The organism is Rhodopirellula sp. UH5 (assembly GCF_056839225.1).
Genome location: NZ_CM166390.1, coordinates 1,869,916 through 1,887,359, shown reverse-complemented (window position 1 = coordinate 1,887,359; position 17,444 = coordinate 1,869,916). Strand labels below are relative to the sequence as shown.

Genomic DNA, 17,444 nt, shown 5'->3' with positions numbered 1-17,444 from the left:
GCGTCAGGAAGGCCGCCATCGCCTTCCGAAGGAATACAACACCGGCACGACGATCAGGGTCAGCAACGTTGCAAAGCTGAGTCCTGAGACGAGTAACCATGCCATGCCTTCCCAGAGCGGTCCGCCATCAAGAGCGAGTGGAACCAGGCCGCCAACCGTCGTCGCCGTCGTGAGGAAGATCGCGGTGAGTCGCTGTTGGCCAGCTGAAACAATTGCGTTGTGAAATGTCTCGGTTGAATCGCCTTCGTCGGGACCCCCCGCGTTCTGTTCTGCGACCGACATGTCTGCAAACTCAACGAACAGAATGGCTGCGTTGAGCACGATCCCAAACAGTGCCAGCACACCCAGTTGGGGCATGAATCCGAAGGCACTGTTGGTGAGCCAGAGACCCAACAACGCACCCGCGAGAGCCAGCGGCAACGTCGCGATGATGATCGATGTTCGGAAGAGGCTGTTGAATTGCACGATCAACAAAATGATGATCGCGACAAAGGACATGCCGAACGATTTCAGCATCTTGATCTGAGCCTTCTGGGATTCTTCCAGTGCTCCGCCGACTTCGACTTTGAATCCGTCGGGCAGTTCGGCTTGGAGAGCATTCATTTCAGGTGAGTTGAACACGCTCATTGTGATGTCATTTCCGGAAGCACCAAATTTGACTTGCGAGCGAACTTCGATCGTCCGGTTGCCATCGCGACGGTCGATCAACGCGGGACGCCACTTGGGCACAATGCTCGCAATGGACGCGAGAGGCAGTTTGCCTTGGCTGGTTTCCACGTGTGCGTTCTCGATTGCTGCGAGCGAGCGACTCTCGGGTTCCAGTCGGAAATACACGGGAACTTGGTGTTCGCCTTCGCGGTAATATGTCAGCAAACGACCGGAGAAATAGGTGTCCAGCGTGGTGGCGACTTCCGCGTTGCTGACGCGAGCCAAGTTGGCTCGGTCGGATTCCACGTCCACGTACAATTCTTGACTGCTGACGCCCCACGAATCGCTGAGTGAAATCGTGTCGGGATCCGCGTCGACCATGTTTTTTATGCGTTCGGCAGCGTTTCGAAGCGTTTTCATGTTTGCGAAACCGTTGCCGACGACTCGCAAGACGACGGGATCGGCGGGTGGTCCCAGGAACAATTCGATCGGCACCACTCGGGCACCGACAATGGGTTGCAGCCCCAGTTCCTCGTCCCCGTGCGTGATGACCCGCCGCAATTCTTCGGCGAAGTCGTGTGTCAGTTTTCCGTCGGTGGTTTGGATCAGGATCTCAGCAAAGTTGGGCTTCAACGCTTCGGGTTCCCATGACAGATACCACCGGGCGCCACCGCCGCCGACCATCGTTCGCATGTTCAGCAGACGCTCACGCTGGTTGCCTTCTTCATCGGTGAAGGAACTGCAGCGGCGAATCATGTCTTCGACTTGACGGGCGACTTCATTGGTCTGCTCGATCGAGGACGATTCAGGCAGCCAGACTTCGACGGCGAATTGGTTTCGCTGCGTCAGCGGAAAGAACTCGGCCGAAATCGGAAGCTGCGTGGTTGCGATCAAGGCACCAAATGCGGCGACGATGGTCACGAAACGATGCCGAAGTGCCCAACGCAACGAGGAACCATACAGGCGAAAGAAGAATCCGTTCGCGTCCAAGGTTTGATCGGAGCCCTCGGTCGTGCGGGACCGTCCGAATCGACTGGCTAGTTTCGTTGAGCCCAGTTTGGCCATCAACCAAGGCAGTGGTGCGGTGGGTTTGCTGGGGTCCTTGGGCGGACGGATGAACCAGGCCGCCAGGATCACACAAAACGTCATCGCCAGCACCCAGCTCACCGCCAGCATCACGGACAGTGTCGTCGGCAAGCTGTAGATGAATTCACGGTTGACTCCGTCCATCGCGATCAGCATCGGCACGAACGCAGCGATGGTTGTCAGGGTTCCGTTCAGCATCGATTTGCCGAGCGTTTGAGCGCCGTGAACGGCGGCCTCTTTCGGTGGCATTCCCGAGATCTGATTCGTTCTGGCTTGGTCGCAAATCTGCACGGCATTGTCGACCAGCAGACCCAATGAAATGATCATCGACGCCAGCGACATTTGTTCCAATTGGACGCCAAACAAGGTCACGATCGCCAGCGAGGTGAGCACCACAAAGGGAATGTTGGCGGCCATCACCGCCGCGGTTCGGAAACCGACGACGAGGTAGACCACGACGACCACGATCACGATGGCCGAGATGATGTTCATCACGACTTCGTGAAGTCGCTCGTTCACACTGTCGGATTGGTCGGAGATGATCGGGACGGCCAGGTCCGGTGGCAGTTCGCCGCTGTTGCGAAGGTCAACAATCCGCGTTTTGGCGCTGCTGCAAATGTCGACAATGTTGGCTCCGGATTTCATTTGCACCGCGACCACATTGGCCGTGGCTTCCATGTTGGTATCGCCATACCGGCAAATTCGCGTGGGCGGGTCCACGTAACCTCGGCGGACGCGAAGTCCCATGTCTTCCAAGTGGATTGGGTTGACTCCGCCGCGCGATGGCACCCCACTGACGACCAACCGGTTGATTTCCGCGAGCCCGTTGACTTCCCCGGCAGGCTTGACGAAGAATCGCCCGTCACCCGCGTCGATCCGGCCTCCCGGTTCAACGATGTTTTGAGCCTTTGCCAAGGCCGCGATCTGATCGATCGTCAATTCCAATTGCGACCAATTGCGTTCGTCGGTCTCGACGTAGATGGCTTCCTCGCGGACGCCATGACGTTCCACCTTGGCAACGCCAGGCAACAGTCGCAGGGCGTCGCGAATTCGTTCGGAGTAGATGTCCAGTTCGCGATCCGAGTAGGCGAATCGAGGGTCGACCGTCTCGCTGCCGTCCGTGGGTTGTTGGTGCACGGCAAACAAGATGACGCTGGTGTCCGCGAATTCATCGTTCACGACCGGGACCACCGCAGGATCCGGCATCGGCACGTTGGCGACCCTCGCTCGCACTCGATCCCATGCGTCGTCGATCTTGGCGCCCGGCAACCATTCTTCGAGTTCGACAAAGATCACTGTCTGTTCGCTACTGGACGTCGACCGGATCAGACGGACTTCTTCCATTCCGTCGATCACTTCTTCGAGCGGATCGGTGACCAGTTCTTCCATCTTTTCGGCGGAAGCGCCCGGCCAACGTGCCGAGACAACACAGATTTTCAGTGTGAATTCGGGGTCTTCGCGACGGGGCATCGTCAAGGCGGCGAGGATGCCCCAGCAGACGAACATCAATACGAACGTGATCACGACGGTTGGCCGCGCCACGGCAAATGCGGGCAGACGATTCATTGCACAACCGCCGATGCTTGTTGAGTGGGAACGATTCGAACGCGATCGCCGTCGTCGAGGTAGTGGGTGCCACGGACAATGACTTGGACACCGTCAGTCAGGGAGTCTGGTTGAACTGCTTCCACACACAGGATCAAGGTATCTTCGTCCATCGAGTCCTCGTCAGTGACGTTCACAAGAACCCGTTTTGCCGTTGGCTGTGTCTGCGAATCGTCCACGACATGGACAAAGGTCTCGCCGTTTTCTTGACGAACAGCTTTCATCGGGACGTAGAAGCCAATGTTGGAACTGTCGGGGATTAAGGCGACTCGCACGGTGTCACCAGCGCGAAGCATCCATCGGGTTTGCTCCAGCAGCACGCGAGCGGTTTCCCAACCCGACAAATCGTCAGGGCTGAGCTTGGAACCATCGAGGGCTCGCAATTGACCGGTGATCAGGTCCTCGTTGAGATCGACGGACGAGGGATCGGCGAACTCAATGGCAACGAAATTCCATGTTCCCAGGAACGGGATCACATCACTGACCAGGTTCACTTTCAATCGCTGCACCTTCAATTCACGATTTTGTGTGTCCGAGAGTTGATTCCAAGAACGGTTGGTGACCTTCCAAACAAACGCTTCCTCGCCAATCCGGTGGATGCAACGTTGCTCGACCAGCAATCGTTGATCGCCCGTGACGATTGGGCCGATGTTCAGGGGATAGATGTCTTTGGTTTTTAACTTGGCGTCCGAGGAGTCTTTCGCGCCCAGGCTGCTTTCCTGTTGATTGCGAACGTGCAACGCGACGGTGAAGGTTCGCGTGTTCGCATCGGCGATTGAGTCGACGGTGTAAACCATTCCGGTGACGCGGTGTTGGATTCCATCACGGCCGGTCACGGTCACACCGAGTGTGTCGCCACGTTGGTAGCGCCGAGAATTTGCGGCGGTGACTTCAAACTCCACCAACATCGGATCGACCATTTGCACCGTCACGATCGGATCGCCTTCTTTGACATAGGTTCCTGGTACCGCGTGAATCTCGGTGACTTGTCCGGGAAAAGAGCTGTACAGCGTCGTGTTCCGCAGGCTTCGTTCGGCCTCGGCCAATCGCTGGTTGGCCTGTTGCACTTGCGCGTCCAGGGCCAATTGCTCCGCGTTGGCCTGAGCCAGTTCGGCCGTGGCGCTGTCGACTTGAAGCTGAGCGGTCGACGCGCGGGTCCGAGTTGTATCCAGTTCGGATCCTGACATGGCATTGGAACGGGATAGTCTCTGGGCTCGATCCAGTTCTCTTTGAGCCAGTTCCAACTCGGCTTCCGCGGTGCGGATTCGGCTGGGTAAACGTCGTTCGATCGAGATCAAGTTCGCTTCTCGTCGACGTTGAGCAACGGCCAGATCGGCCCGGGCTGCATCGCCCGCGATTTGAAACTGTTCGTCATTCAGACGAGCGAGCGGAATGCCAACGCGGCCGTTGCCGATGCCGGTGACCATTTCGTTGGGCTCGATCACCTGCACCACCCGACCGGCTTGTTCAAATGCGATTCGTTCGGCTTTCCAAGGCGCGACCGATGCGGTGGTGTGGTGCTGGTACGACGGGCTGCTCTGCCGCAGGGTCATCACGGTGACGGGCTTGGGTGGTTTCTCCACTTGATCAGTGTCGGTCGCCGATTCGCTGGAGCATCCAATCGTCGCGAGCAGCAAACAAGCCGCGCAAGAGGCGGCGAAAAACCCCAACGGTTGAAATCGAATAGGCACAGTGTTTCGTTTCGTTAGATGGACGCGATGAGATGTCAACGAGAGAAGGGAACCCTGCGATGCGTTCCCACAACGTGGAAGAACTCCAATCACAGGGGGCGGCGTTGGGAAAAGACGAGCCGATTCGATGGCCGGTGAGCGGATCACTCCACATTGGTGGCGAGATTGCCCCTGGCGTTCAGGTCGCCTAGCTGCCATAAGTAAACCTATCGGTGTACTCTACAACACCCCTTTCAAAAGTAAACCATCCGGAGCAAGTTTTGCCAATCCGTCCCACCAAGTCCGCAGACGCCGCCCCACGCCGGCTGACTGATCGCAAACGAGTTGCGATTGTGCAGGCTGCGGCAACGGAGTTTCAAACTCGCGGCTATTTTTCGACCAGCATGAACGTGATCGCGGCGACCGCGAACGTGAGCAAGCGGACGCTCTACAATCATTTCGACAGCAAAGAGGCTCTCTTCGACGCGATCATCGAGGAGTTGGCACAGCAGGCTGAGTTGCTACCTGAGTGCTCGTTCGATCCATCTCGCGACCTGCGAGAACAGTTGACTGAACTGGCGGAGGCTGAGGTTCAGCTCATGACGTCGAAATCCGTTGTCGCGTTGGCGCGTGCCGGCATCTCGCGAGTCTTGGCCGAGCCCGAGGTGGGAAAGAAGATCGATCACCGTCGCTTTCACAAGCGTGTGGAACGCTGGCTCGACGATGCGCTCGCGGCGGGGGCTCTGAATCACACCAACACCGAATTCGCGGGCAAGCAGTTCGTCGGAATGCTGATGGCGTTCGCGTTTTGGCCAACGATCGTCAACGGCGAGTCGCCACCCAGCAAAAAGAAGCGGGCCTGCATCATCGAGTCGACCGTCGAAATGTTCTTGAAGTGTTACCGGGTTCCTGATTGAAGCTCAGAGTAGAACCGTTGTCCCCAACTGTTCCGTCGGGCAGCCCTCAATCGCGAAGCCACGTCGCAACCAAACCCACTTCAACCGCTGACGTCACGCGGCGCAACAACTCGGCATCTTCCACGCCGGCCCCATCCGGGGCGACCGTTTGATTTTCACACTCGTTCTCGGGGCTTCCACCCCGAGCTAAGAACGGCGGCCCCGTCCGGGGCGATGTCGGTGAACTTCGAACGCGTAGAAATTCAGTGCACTAGAGTAGAACAGTTGTCCTCAACTGTTCCGTCGGGCGGCCCTCAAATGCCAAGCCTCATCGCGACCCAGTCCATTTCCAACCGCTGACGTCACGCGGCACAACGATGCGGCATCCTCCACGCCGGCCCCGTCCGGGGCGACCGTTTGTTTTTCACACTCGTACTCGGGGCTTCCACCCCGAGCTAAGAACGCCGGCCCCGTCCGGGGCGATGTCGGTGAGTCTCGTACGCGTAGAAATGCATTGCACCAGAGTAGAACAGTTGTCCCCAACTGTTCCGTCGGGCAGCCCTCAAATGCCAAGCCTCATCGCGACCCAGTCCAATTCCATCCGCTGGCGTCACGCGGCGCAACAACTCGGCATCTTCCACGCCGGCCCCTCCGGGGCGACCGTTTGTTTTTCACACTCGTTCTCGGGGCTTCCGCCCCGAGCTAAGAACGTCGGCCCCTCCGGGGCGATGTCGGTGAACTTCGAACGCGTAGAAATTCAGTGCACCAGAGTAGAACAGTTGTCCTCAACTGTTCCGTCGGGCGGCCCTCAAATGCCAAGCCTCATCGCGACCCTGTCCAATTCCAACCGCTGGCGTCACGCGGCACAACAACGCGGCATCTTCCACGCCGGCCCCATCCGGGGCGACCGTTTGATTTTCACACTCGTTCTCGGGGCTTCCACCCCGAGCTAAGAACGCCGGCCCCTCCGGAGCGATGTCGGTGAACTTCGAACGCGTAGAAATGCAGTGCACCAGAGTAGAACAGTTGTCCCCAACTGTTCCGTCGGGCAGCCCTCAAATGCCAAGCCTCATCGCGACCCAGTCCAATTCCATCCGCTGGCGTCACGCGGCACAACAACGCGGCATCTTCCACGCCGGCCCCATCCGGGGCGACCGTTTGATTTTTCACACTCGTTCTCGGGGCTTCCACCCCGAGCTAAGAACGCCGGGCCCTCCGGAGCGATGTCGGTGAACTTCGAACGCGTAGAAATTCAGTGCACCAGAGTAGAACAGTTGTCCTCAACTGTTCCGTCGGGCGGCCCTCAAATGCCAAGCCTCATCGCGACCCTGTCCAATTCCAACCGCTGGCGTCACGCGGCACAACAACTCGGCATCTTCCACGCCGGCCCCATCCGGGGCGACCGTTTGATTTTCACACTCGTTCTCGGGGCTTCCGCCCCGAGCTAAGAACGTCGGCCCCTCCGGGGCGATGTCGGTGAGTCTCGACGACGTCTCGATTCTTCCAGCGTCGATGACTGCTTTCACGCTCCGGTATGCGACGTCATCGGCGGTGGAGCGTAGGGATTGTTGCTGGCTGGTGTGTCGGACGCTTGCGATGGGTTGGTGTCCATTGGCACGCAGATCGGTTCGTACTCGCTGCCTCGAGCGATTTCGCAGATCGCTTCGACCATTGCATCTCGTTGACGGCAGCGCTCAGCCGAGTTCATTTCCGCAAAACGAAAGTCGCGGTAGACCACGGGGATTTCTTCCGGACCGTTTTCGGTGCGAACGTAGATCATCGCGGCGTGCAGTTGGGCCCAACCTCCGGCCGGAGTGAACGACTGAGGGATCGCCCCCAAGATCGAACTGGGGGGAAAGTGATATCGATTGCGATCGCCTTCCATCCACACGCCGTTGTGGTCGATGCGTACCCAAGCGAGGTCAGATGCGGTTTCCAGGCGCAGAAGCTTCCATCTTTCTTGAGGGACGATTTCGCAGAATCGGGCTCCCTCGTCGCTGGGAGAGACCACCGGGTTTTGGCGTCCTTGGATGACACGGCGAAGTCGGCGGGCCAACAGCAGGTGGAACGGGTACTCTTCGTAGCGCGAGACAATCGTTAGCTGCAGGAGGCCGATGAGACCGCCGACTGCGATGGCCGCAACGAACCAAAGGATTCCGACCACGTCGACTTGCTGGGTGAAGAACACAAACCGGACGGTCAGCAGAACGCACAGGCAGGCAATGAAACTGAGCGAACCATGAAACGCGGTGATGCCGAGTAGCGTGACCACTTGCCGGAACCAGTTCAGCACCCGGCCAGGGCGTTCTTCCGCGAGATCCGTTCCGAACGCTTGGATCGACGCGAAGTGGTTCGAAACCAATTCATTGCCGGAGAATTCGGTTGGCGGTGCGTCGGGCGCCTCGGTCTTCATTTTCCTCGCCTGCTGGAGCTGGTTCGCGTCCGGAGGATGCGTCGGTCGTCGCCAAAATGAAAGCCGCGACCATGCTCCGGACCTCTCAGCCTAACGCGGACCCACGGTTTTTGCACGCTGATTCAAGTTGGAAATCGCTTAAACCGGGGCGTTTGCGGTGGGCTTGGCATCGGGGCCCGCGAACCTTGTCAGGAACGGCTTGGTCTGAAACTGCAAAGGAAGCCCCAATTGTTAGTTTAGGTAAACCTTGCCGCCCACCCCTTCCGACTTCTGGCGCGGTTGGTGCGATTGTGTGCATCGAATCGGTGTCAACGGCCGAAACGAAAGGTGAAAGAAAGACTCGTATCACGTGTCGAGACCTTTGTGCTCGGCACCCAATTCATATTGGATGGAAGGGTTCGGAATGAATCGTTGGCTCTTACTCGGATCGATGGCCGGAATGCTGATGATCAGCACCGGATGCCTCCACCACAACACACGTGGCGGATGTTCGACTGGCAACTGCGGCGTCGCCTCAAGCGATTGCGGTTGTGGTGACTCCTCGTGTGGCAACGGTGCCTGCAGCAATGGCTCGTGCGGTCGCAATGGCAGTGGCGGATTGCTGGGCAAAACTCGCGGCCGGCTGATGGGTTGCAAAACCGGTTGCCGGACGGGCTGTGAAGCCGGTCCTCTCGGTTGGCAACAAGGCGGATTGGACTACAGTTCGCACATGAACCCAGGCGTGCTGGGTCACGGAGCGGCGGCTCAAATGCAAGGCCAGCCATTCACAGCAGGTGCGCCGTCTGCCCAGGTCGCGTACCCTTACTACACGCACCGCGGTCCTCGCGACTTCCTGCTGGACAACCCGCCCAGCATCGGTCCCTGATCGTCCTGGAAGTTGGAGGAAACGAAATCGAGGACGCTCAGGCCATTGTGCCTGAGTCTCTCGAGTCGGTTCCGCCGGTGAAGAGTGTTTCGCAGTCGCCCGAGGGAGTATAGGCGTGGCATCCGATTTTCGGCTGAAAGAGCAGTTACCTGAGCTGACCGAGCAAATCGTCAGCACCTACACCTCCGATGATTCGATCAATCATCTGGGGCACTGCCCCTTGCCTAGCTACACCGCCGTCGTTGACATCCTGCTCGATTTCAAGGACATCTTGTACCCGGGGTACAAGCGGCACACGAATCTGCACGCCGGCAACATCCGCTATCACGTTGGCGGTTTGATTGATTCCTTGCACGATCAACTGACAACCCAGATCGCTCGCGCTTTGCGGCACGAGCACCGGGTGCTTCAGAATCACAAGGATTGTGAGACGGACATTGACTTCGAAGCCAAAGGCCAAGCCATGGCGATCGAGATGCTCAAACGCATCGTCAAGCTTCGGCATGTGCTCGCCACGGATGTGCAAGCCGCACATGACGGCGATCCAGCCTGCCAGACAACCGATGAAGTTGTCTTTTGCTACCCCGGTTTTGAAGCGATCACGGTTTACCGAATCGCTCATGAACTGGTGCAGCTCAACGTGCCCTTCATTCCTCGAATGATGACGGAATGGGCGCACAAAGAAACGGGCATCGACATTCACCCTGGTGCCACGATCGGTGATTACTTCTTCATCGATCACGGAACCGGCGTGGTGATTGGTGAGACGTGCCACATCGGAAAGCACGTCAAGCTGTATCAAGGTGTGACGCTAGGAGCATTGAGCTTCCCAACGGATGCCGATGGACAATTGATCCGTGGTCAGAAACGACACCCAACGATCGAAGATGATGTGGTGGTGTATGCCAACGCCACGATCCTCGGTGGTCGCACGGTGATCGGTCGCGAATCGGTGATTGGGTCCAGCGTTTGGATCACTCGCAGCGTTTCGCCCGGCACTACCGTGGTGCTTGAAAAGCCGCAATTGAAAGTCCGCGGATCCGACGAACCCGCCGATGAGTTGCGTCCCGAAGTGAACTACCAAATCTGATCACTGGGTATTCCCAGACGATTCGGTATAGTGTGGCGATGTTGAAAAAAGAACGTGCCGCCATCGTCCTGGAGCGTCTCAACACGCTCTACCCGGACCCGCCAATTCCTCTGGACCACACCGACGAGTTCACCTTGTTGGTCGCCGTTCTGCTGAGCGCTCAGTGCACCGACAAAAAGGTGAATGAGATCACGCCAGAGTTGTTCTCGGTCGCGGGAACCCCTGCGGCGATGCGTGAGCTTGGCGAAGAGGGAATCCTCGAGATCATCCGGCCGTTGGGATTGTCCAAGCAAAAAGCCAAGGCTCTGGCCAAGTTGTCCGGGATGCTGATCGATCTGCACGAAGGTCAGGTCCCCAGCACATTTGAAGAGCTGGAAGCCTTGCCTGGCGTCGGGCACAAAACGGCCAGCGTTGTGATGTCCCAAGCGTTTGGTTTTCCTGCGTTTCCGGTCGACACGCACATCCATCGTTTGGCCCAACGATGGGGCTTGTCCAGCGGCAAAAGCGTTGTGCAAACCGAGCGAGACCTGAAGAGCTTGTTCCCGGAGTCATCTTGGAACAAGCTGCATCTGCAGATCATTTTCTACGGTCGCGAATTCTGCACCGCCCGAGGCTGTGATGGACGTGTTTGTGATCTCTGTCGGGAACTCTATCCCAACCGACGCAAGCCAGTGACCTGGATCAAACCCTGATCTTTCTCACTCGTCCGCGTAGCTGAATTCGCCCGAATTCAGATGTTGCAGTTGCGTCGCGTCCGCATTCTTGGCGAATCCGGCGACGGTGAAATGTTTGCGGACTAAACCGGCGCCAACCGTGCAAGATTGCTTCTCATTCGAACCAGCGGTCATCTCGTTCAGAAAGCACCGGGATGATTGCCGATTCGCGTGCTTGCACCGAAACGCTTTCGGGGTGTGTTGCTTGGCGGAAGGTGAGAGGCCCGGAGGGCCGGCAGATCCTCTGCCGGGGTCGTCAGGCCCCGGTGCATGGATTGGACAATGCACCAAGCCCTGAAGGGGCGGCAGAGTTGAGTGTTCTCTGTCACCCCTTCGGGGTTTTAATTCCGGGGGTGGAGAGCTTTTCCGGGGCCTGACGGCCCCGGCAATGGCTGTGTCGGCCCATCCGGGCCTGCTTGCTAGCCGGTGCGTGGCTGGATTCGCCAGAATTCAGATGATCCAGTTGGGATGCGTCTGGATTCTTGGCGAATTCGGCTACGGCGAGTGTCGGCCCATTCGGGGTTGCTAGGTGGTTTCTCCAAGACTCCGATGCGGATTCGCCCCGGATGGGGCCTCAGCGCTAGTTTGGGGCGGCGGCCTCGGGGCCGTCGAAGGAACTGAAAGTGTCGCCCAGGAGGGGGACGGCGTGGAGGATGAAACACGACGACGCGAGCGTCGTCGTGTCTCGCCAGCCTTCAATCTCAACTGGATCTCTAAAATGATTGGGTTGCATCTTGCTCCCCCCTCTTTAGGGTGTTGTGGTTGTGTCAACGTCCGTGCGGGTTCGAGAAGGGGGCCATGATGACCGCTGTGAACTTTTTGTTTCTGGCTCGTGCGGCAAATGCACCGGTATTCGAAAGCGGGGATTCGTCGTTCTGGACCAACAATCACGCGAATACTGGAACGGAGCATCGAGTGGTTCGTCCATGCACCGGGGGGACCCAATTGCGACTCTTGATGCTCGCATTTCTTTGCCTTCCTGCCACCATCTCCTCGGCTCAGTCGTCCAACGCGGATGACCAGTTGCCAAGTGCTGACGAACTGCGTCGCACGCAAATGGTGCCTCGCACTTACTTCTATGGCAAAGAGTTTCGATACACGATCAAAACGGAAATTGACGTCGGAGAAGGCGGCGCGAACTTTTACTCGGGACATTTCGATACCGCCTCCAATGGTGTCCGAACGCTCGCCATTGGCAAACCGAGTCCGCTACGTTCTTACGTTCCGGTTCGCCTGATGCATTTCCAGGAGAACCCCGGGGAACCGCACATTGATGATGATCCGTTGCTCACTTATTTCGAGGGTACGAACGGACGAATCAGCCATGTTTTCGACCGAAAACTACTCCACGACTTTGAAGGTAAGACGAGGGTGACTTCGTTTGGCAACGAGTCGGTTGGACATGGGTTGCCAGCCTTTCAGCTTGATCCATTTGCCGGGCTTCTAGTGAATGATCGGAGTGCGATCATCGGGATTGAACCACCTGATGATATTGAGTTCGTTGCGATGGGGGACAAGCTTCGAACCGAATGGTTCGAACACAAAGCGGATCCGAAAGCGATCCGCATGTCGAGGACTGACCCAGAGGATCCATCTTACGCGGTATTCACTTCGCATCCAGAGCACCTTCCTCTGGAGTTGATGGCATGGTCGCCAGACCATCCACGGCAAGTTGACATCTCCGAACTGATGACATTTGAGGGGTTTCGATACCCTCGTAAGGCGACTTATCAATATGTCGTGAAGGATGGGACGTGTGAGTTCTCGTGCTCAATCGAATTGCTTGACATCCGAAATATCGACGTCGACAACTTTGAGTGGATTCCTCCCTGGCCGGCCGGTACGGAGTGGATGCGAGAGAAAGACAGCAAACGCTTTCATGTTCCCTATTCGGATGCGCAATTGGCAAAGATTCAGCAGCATGGCTTGGCCAATGCTCGCGCGGATGCGCCTTCGCCGGAGTCACCCAAGTTCTTCTATCTCAATGTCGGGTTGGTGGTTCTGGTCCTGGGGTTGGTCGCCTACCGATTCTGGCCACGATCCAATTAGAAGGGTAATTCAACCATGCGCACCCAACCATTGATTCCTCGCAACGCCCAAGTCCAGGGTGGCTTGGTGACTTGGGTGTCGTACGCCAGCCGACGTAGGCCAGGTTCTACCTGGCGAGGTGACTGGACGAAGCCATGCGAACTCGAGAACGCAGGTCAAACCGCCTCGCTTTGTTCCAAAGCATCGGCGAGGGAGCCAGGTGAAACCCGGCCTACGTGGTTCTGCCCCCAAACTGCTCAACAGAACTTCTGCGGAAACTTGGGTGCAAATTCGCCCGGGACGAGGCCGTCATCGCAAGCTCGACGCAGGAGTCCCGAGACGCTCCCGTACGCCAGACGCCTCCGAGCGAGTCTGATGCTATTGACTCTTCTTTGCCTTTCACCGGCTCGCTCGCAGGCTCAGTCGTCCAACGCAGTTGACCGGCTATTGAGTGCTGACGAACTGCGTCGCGTGAAGGGGGAGCCTCGCACTTATTTCTACGGCAAAGAGTTTCGGTACACGATCGAAACTGAAAGCCGCACCGAGCACGGTGGCGCGACGTTTTTCTCAGGGCACTTGGACATCGCTGCCAATGGCGTGCGGACGCTCGCCATTGGCAAGCCAAGTCCAGATCGCTCCTACATTCCGGTTCGTTTGATGCACTATCAGAAGAACCAGGGCGAACCTCACATCGATGACGATCCGTTGCTGACCTATTTTGAGGGCACCAACGGACGGGCCAGCCAAAGTTTTCTTCGGAAGTTGCTATTCGACTTTGAAGGCAGGAAAGCAGTAACCTCGCATGGCAACCAATCAGTTGGGTACAAGCTCCCCGCTTTTGTATACGACCCACTCGTCAGCCTTCTGGTCAACGATCGCTCCGCAATCATCGGGGGTGAACCACCTGAAGAATTCGAGTTCGTTCCAATGGGCGACAAACTTCAAACCGAATGGTTCGAACACAAGGCGGATCCAAAAGCAATTCGGATGTCATCCACCGATCCGGATGATCCGTTCTATTCGGTGTGCACCTCAGAACCCGAGTATTTGCCTCTGGAGGTGCTAGGAAGGCCTCGTGATGGTCCACTGCAAATCGATGTTTCGGAACTGATGACGTTCGATGGTTTTCGATATCCCAAGAAGGCAACCTATCGAGAGGTCACACCGGATGGGACATTCGGATACATCTGCTCGATCGAAATGCTCGACATTAGTGAGATCGACGTTGACAACTTTGAGTGGATTCCGCCCTGGCCGACTGGTACTGAGTGGGCGCGTATTAAAGATGGGAAACGCTTTCATGTTCCCTATTCGGATATGCAACTGGCAATGATTCAGCAGCATGCTTTGGCCAATGCTCGCGCCAATTCGCCACAGTCAACAACGTCGTGGTTTCTCTTTCTCAACCTAGGACTAATGAGTCTTATCATTGGCATGGCCGTTTACCGATTTTGGCCACGATCGGAGACATTTTGATGGCGGTTTTGGAAAATAGATTCCTTGCTAGGTGTTTCTTGCTGTTGGTTGACGTGGAGACGAATTCCGGGATTGCGGACTTCGCACTTCGCGTCCGACTCAACGACAACGTTCGACGGAGAGGGTTTGTCTTTCAGCAAATTCCTTTAGAAATCAAATTGGAGACTGAAACGGTGACGGCAGCCTTGAAGGTAGGAGCGGACTTTGTGGAATAGGACGCCGCTTTGTTGGATGTCGTGGTCTGCCACGATAGCGTTCGTGAGCGACAACCAGGTGAAAATCCTGGTGGCTTTGATAGCGGTCCAGTCAACGTTATTGGGGTGGCACGCCTGTCGGTCTTCCCCAGTCAGTGACGAATATGGGCATTTCTATGCGGGAGTTCAGTACTGGTTGCACGGGGATTTGCACTCATTCAACGTCAATCCACCTTTGGTTCGCGCTCTCGGAACTCTGCCAGCCTTCTTGTGTTGGGGAGAACTGGAGCATTTTGAGCCGTCCTTTGACATGACCGACAGCTTGAAGTCAGGCGCATTGAGCGGCGCATCTGTCCGGAGTGAGTTTCCCTATGGACGTGAGCTGTATGCGTCTTCTCCCAGACAATTTCAGCAACACCTCCTTTGGGGACGACTTCTTGTCGGTCTGTTCACGGTTGCTGCAACGGTGGCGCTGTTCTTTTTGGGACGGTCTTTTTACGGGGGGAGATCACATGAGTCGAGCCGAAGCAATCCAATGCCATACGGACCCGCCATCGGACTGGTTGCGGCAGGTTTCTGGGTGTTCCAGCCCCAGGTCCTGGCTCATGGCTCGCTGATTACCAATGACATTGCGGTGGCGTCAGCGATGCTGGTGAGTAGTTTGTGCTTCTGTCGTTGGATCAGATCGCTCCGGTGGCAAGATGCAGCGTTGGGCGGTGTGACTTTTGGTCTGGCTCTATCTTGTAAATTCACTGCATTGTTGTTGTGCCCGATCTATCTCGCGTTTGTGATTTGGAGATGTTGGAATGCTCGGCAACCTCGCATCGTAGGTCAGGCGTCTTTCGCCGTGGTGCTCGCTCTGCTAACCATCGCAGTGCCCTATGGCTTTGATGGAATCGGAAAGCCGCTTGGAGAATTGAAGTTCTCTGAAGATGCCTTGTATGGCCAATCCAATGGTGAAATCGCACCCCGATTTGCGAACACATGGTTCGAACGAATTCCTTGTCCTGTGCCTGAGCAGTATCTCAACGGCATGGATCGCCAACAAAGTGACTTTCGTGAAGGAATCACTAGCTACGCGTCAGGGATGAACACGACACACGGATGGTGGTGGTTTTACTTGTATTCCATGTTGGTGAAATTGCCAACGGGAACTCTGGTTGCGATCACCGCCAGTCTTCTCTACCTGGTCGGCCGGACGCTCGATCGTCAACATCGGTGGTTCGTTTCGTTGGATCAGGTTGTTATCGCCTGCATCGCTTTCGCAATGATTGAGATCACCGCCTACAAAAGTGGGTTCGCACAGCAGCACCGATACATTCTGCCATTGTATCCCTTCCTGTTTCTGTTGATGGTGGCACCGCTGGCACGTTGTCATGATTCAAACACAGGTCGCAGCGTCAACGCTGGGATCCTGCTGGGACTCATGGCGACAAGCGTTGCATCCATTTGCATCGCACCACACTGGCTCGGCGCCTTCAATGTGGTTTCGGGTGGGACCGACAGGGGGCACTTGCATCTATTCAATGACGCCACCGATTGGGGCCAGGACAATGATTTGGTCGCTCATTGGGTCGCGACCCATCCACAGCATCGCCCACTGAAGTTGATATCCAGCACAGGGCTCGGCATGGGGATTCGAGAAGCCTATCCTGAATTTGCAGCGTTGGCCCGGTACAATGACGATGATCAACCGTGGCTGATCGTCAGTCAATCAGATCTTTCTCGCAATCCAAGTCTTCTGAACTCTCTCCCAGCGGAGCCCATTGAATCCATCGGCGCAAGCCACCTTCTTTTCCGAATCGACCACTGATCCGTTCCGCCAATCCGATAGGACTTGCCATGAACCAATCTTATTTCGAACCGGGACGCATCACGAACGTTCGCCGCGGCTTTACCTTGATCGAACTGTTGATCGTGTTTGCGATCATAGGGTTGCTGGTGTCGTTGTTCACGGGGGCGGTTCAGAACGCACGTGAGTCAGCCCGACGGACTCAGTGCATGAATCAACAACGACAACTCGCGCTCGGCATTCAAATGCACGCTGCCAAGCATGAGTACCTTCCCAGCAATGGCGGTGATGATGGCAAGTGCACTGTCGTGTCAGCGTCGGGCAAACCGATTCGGATTGGAACTTATACCTTTGCGGTTGACCATCAGTTTTGGTGGGGAGTCGGCCAACCGGGAGCCTCACCGCCGCAGCAAACGGGGTGCTGGGCCTATGCGATCCTGCCATCGCTGGAACAAGGCGAAGCGTACCAGAACGTTCAGGTCGAATCCGCTGGGCCGCTGTTCCGTTGCCCCAGTCGCTCGCGAGGAGAACCACTGGTCCCGCGAGATGATTCGTATGGCAGGTATTCCGCGGGCGGTCGGGCGTGGGCCAAGACAGATTACGCTGGCAACCGCCGCGTGATGTTGAACTTCCCTGACGCTCAGCGACTCAGTGCGATTGCGGACGGATTGAGCAACACGTTGGGGACGGGGGAGAAAGCGTTTGACCCGACCGTTCAAACGGAAACGAGTTGGTATTACGACGAACCGATCTTCAGTGGCGGTAGCAACGGAACCGTTCGAAGTGGTTTGTTGATCGAACGAGATGGCCCCGGCGCGCGTTACATGGACAACTGGGGATCGGCTCATCCAGGCGGCGCGCTGTTTTCTCGATTGGATGGATCGACGGAATTTCTCACGTCCAGTGTCGATGGCGAGTTGTTCCGCAGTCTGATCGATCCCAAAGACGGAGCCCCCTGATTCGAGATT

Annotated in this window: 12 protein-coding genes; 8 read left to right on the top strand and 4 right to left on the bottom strand. The window is 56.9% G+C overall.

The features are described 5' to 3' along the window. Positions 1-3 precede the first annotated feature (3 nt). A complete protein-coding gene (locus UH5x_RS07005) occupies positions 4-3,300 on the bottom strand; it encodes an efflux RND transporter permease subunit (RefSeq protein ID WP_482635199.1) in 3,297 nt (1,098 codons plus the stop codon). After that, on the bottom strand, positions 3,297-4,892 hold the full coding sequence (locus UH5x_RS07000) for an HlyD family secretion protein (RefSeq protein ID WP_482635942.1): 1,596 nt from the start codon (positions 4,890-4,892) through the stop codon (positions 3,297-3,299). Before UH5x_RS07000 ends, UH5x_RS07005 begins: the two co-directional genes overlap by 4 nt. Before the next feature lie 398 nt (positions 4,893-5,290). Between UH5x_RS07000 and UH5x_RS06995 the strand changes: the two genes are divergently transcribed. After that, positions 5,291-5,926 (top strand): TetR/AcrR family transcriptional regulator C-terminal domain-containing protein, encoded by a 636-nt coding sequence (locus tag UH5x_RS06995; RefSeq protein ID WP_482635198.1) that lies wholly within the window; start codon positions 5,291-5,293, stop codon positions 5,924-5,926. 1,501 nt (positions 5,927-7,427) lie between these two features. Here UH5x_RS06995 and UH5x_RS06990 read toward each other — a convergent pair. Further along, positions 7,428-8,318 (bottom strand): hypothetical protein, encoded by an 891-nt coding sequence (locus UH5x_RS06990; protein ID WP_482635197.1) that lies wholly within the window; start codon positions 8,316-8,318, stop codon positions 7,428-7,430. Between the two features lie 403 nt (positions 8,319-8,721). On the opposite strand from UH5x_RS06990, the gene UH5x_RS06985 reads away from it, so the two are divergent. The 3 genes from UH5x_RS06985 to nth all read left to right on the top strand — a co-directional run bounded on the left by UH5x_RS06985 (position 8,722) and on the right by nth (position 10,965). Then, complete coding sequence (locus UH5x_RS06985; RefSeq protein WP_236696098.1) at positions 8,722-9,183, top strand: hypothetical protein; 462 nt, start codon at positions 8,722-8,724, stop codon at positions 9,181-9,183. Between the two features lie 115 nt (positions 9,184-9,298). Then, positions 9,299-10,273, top strand: a complete 975-nt coding sequence (locus UH5x_RS06980; RefSeq protein WP_047813517.1) for a serine O-acetyltransferase — start codon at positions 9,299-9,301, stop codon at positions 10,271-10,273. A gap of 32 nt (positions 10,274-10,305) precedes the next feature. Then, positions 10,306-10,965, top strand: coding sequence for an endonuclease III (nth, locus tag UH5x_RS06975; RefSeq protein WP_201778932.1), 660 nt, complete (start codon positions 10,306-10,308; stop codon positions 10,963-10,965). Positions 10,966-10,971: 6 nt separating this feature from the next. On the opposite strand, the gene UH5x_RS06970 is transcribed toward nth, so the two are convergent. After that, positions 10,972-11,121 (bottom strand): hypothetical protein, encoded by a 150-nt coding sequence (locus UH5x_RS06970; protein WP_482635196.1) that lies wholly within the window; start codon positions 11,119-11,121, stop codon positions 10,972-10,974. A 663-nt stretch (positions 11,122-11,784) separates the two neighbouring features. On the opposite strand from UH5x_RS06970, the gene UH5x_RS06965 reads away from it, so the two are divergent. The 4 genes from UH5x_RS06965 (at position 11,785) to UH5x_RS06950 (ending at position 17,435) form a co-directional block, all read left to right on the top strand. Beyond that, on the top strand, positions 11,785-13,035 hold the full coding sequence (locus tag UH5x_RS06965; RefSeq protein ID WP_482635195.1) for a hypothetical protein: 1,251 nt from the start codon (positions 11,785-11,787) through the stop codon (positions 13,033-13,035). Between the two features lie 354 nt (positions 13,036-13,389). Continuing rightward, the gene (locus UH5x_RS06960) at positions 13,390-14,490 is read left to right on the top strand and encodes a hypothetical protein (RefSeq protein WP_482635194.1); all 1,101 of its coding nucleotides are present in this window, start codon (positions 13,390-13,392) and stop codon (positions 14,488-14,490) included. 729 nt (positions 14,491-15,219) lie between these two features. Beyond that, the gene (locus tag UH5x_RS06955; protein ID WP_482635193.1) at positions 15,220-16,497 is read left to right on the top strand and encodes an ArnT family glycosyltransferase; all 1,278 of its coding nucleotides are present in this window, start codon (positions 15,220-15,222) and stop codon (positions 16,495-16,497) included. Between the two features lie 29 nt (positions 16,498-16,526). Next, the gene (locus UH5x_RS06950; RefSeq protein ID WP_482635192.1) at positions 16,527-17,435 is read left to right on the top strand and encodes a DUF1559 family PulG-like putative transporter; all 909 of its coding nucleotides are present in this window, start codon (positions 16,527-16,529) and stop codon (positions 17,433-17,435) included. Positions 17,436-17,444: the final 9 nt, after the last annotated feature.

What these genes read in the sequence shown, in the direction of transcription:
- UH5x_RS06990 (WP_482635197.1), bottom strand. Translation starts at nt 8,318, where the DNA reads ATGAAGACCGAGGCGCCCGACGCACCGCCAACCGAATTCTCCGGCAAT.
- UH5x_RS07000 (WP_482635942.1), bottom strand. Translation starts at nt 4,892, where the DNA reads ATGACCCTGCGGCAGAGCAGCCCGTCGTACCAGCACCACACCACCGCA.
- UH5x_RS06955 (WP_482635193.1), top strand. Translation starts at nt 15,220, where the DNA reads ATGCCATACGGACCCGCCATCGGACTGGTTGCGGCAGGTTTCTGGGTG.
- UH5x_RS07005 (WP_482635199.1), bottom strand. Translation starts at nt 3,300, where the DNA reads ATGAATCGTCTGCCCGCATTTGCCGTGGCGCGGCCAACCGTCGTGATC.
- UH5x_RS06970 (WP_482635196.1), bottom strand. Translation starts at nt 11,121, where the DNA reads ATGACCGCTGGTTCGAATGAGAAGCAATCTTGCACGGTTGGCGCCGGT.
- UH5x_RS06985 (WP_236696098.1), top strand. Translation starts at nt 8,722, where the DNA reads ATGAATCGTTGGCTCTTACTCGGATCGATGGCCGGAATGCTGATGATC.
- UH5x_RS06960 (WP_482635194.1), top strand. Translation starts at nt 13,390, where the DNA reads ATGCTATTGACTCTTCTTTGCCTTTCACCGGCTCGCTCGCAGGCTCAG.
- UH5x_RS06965 (WP_482635195.1), top strand. Translation starts at nt 11,785, where the DNA reads ATGATGACCGCTGTGAACTTTTTGTTTCTGGCTCGTGCGGCAAATGCA.
- UH5x_RS06950 (WP_482635192.1), top strand. Translation starts at nt 16,527, where the DNA reads ATGAACCAATCTTATTTCGAACCGGGACGCATCACGAACGTTCGCCGC.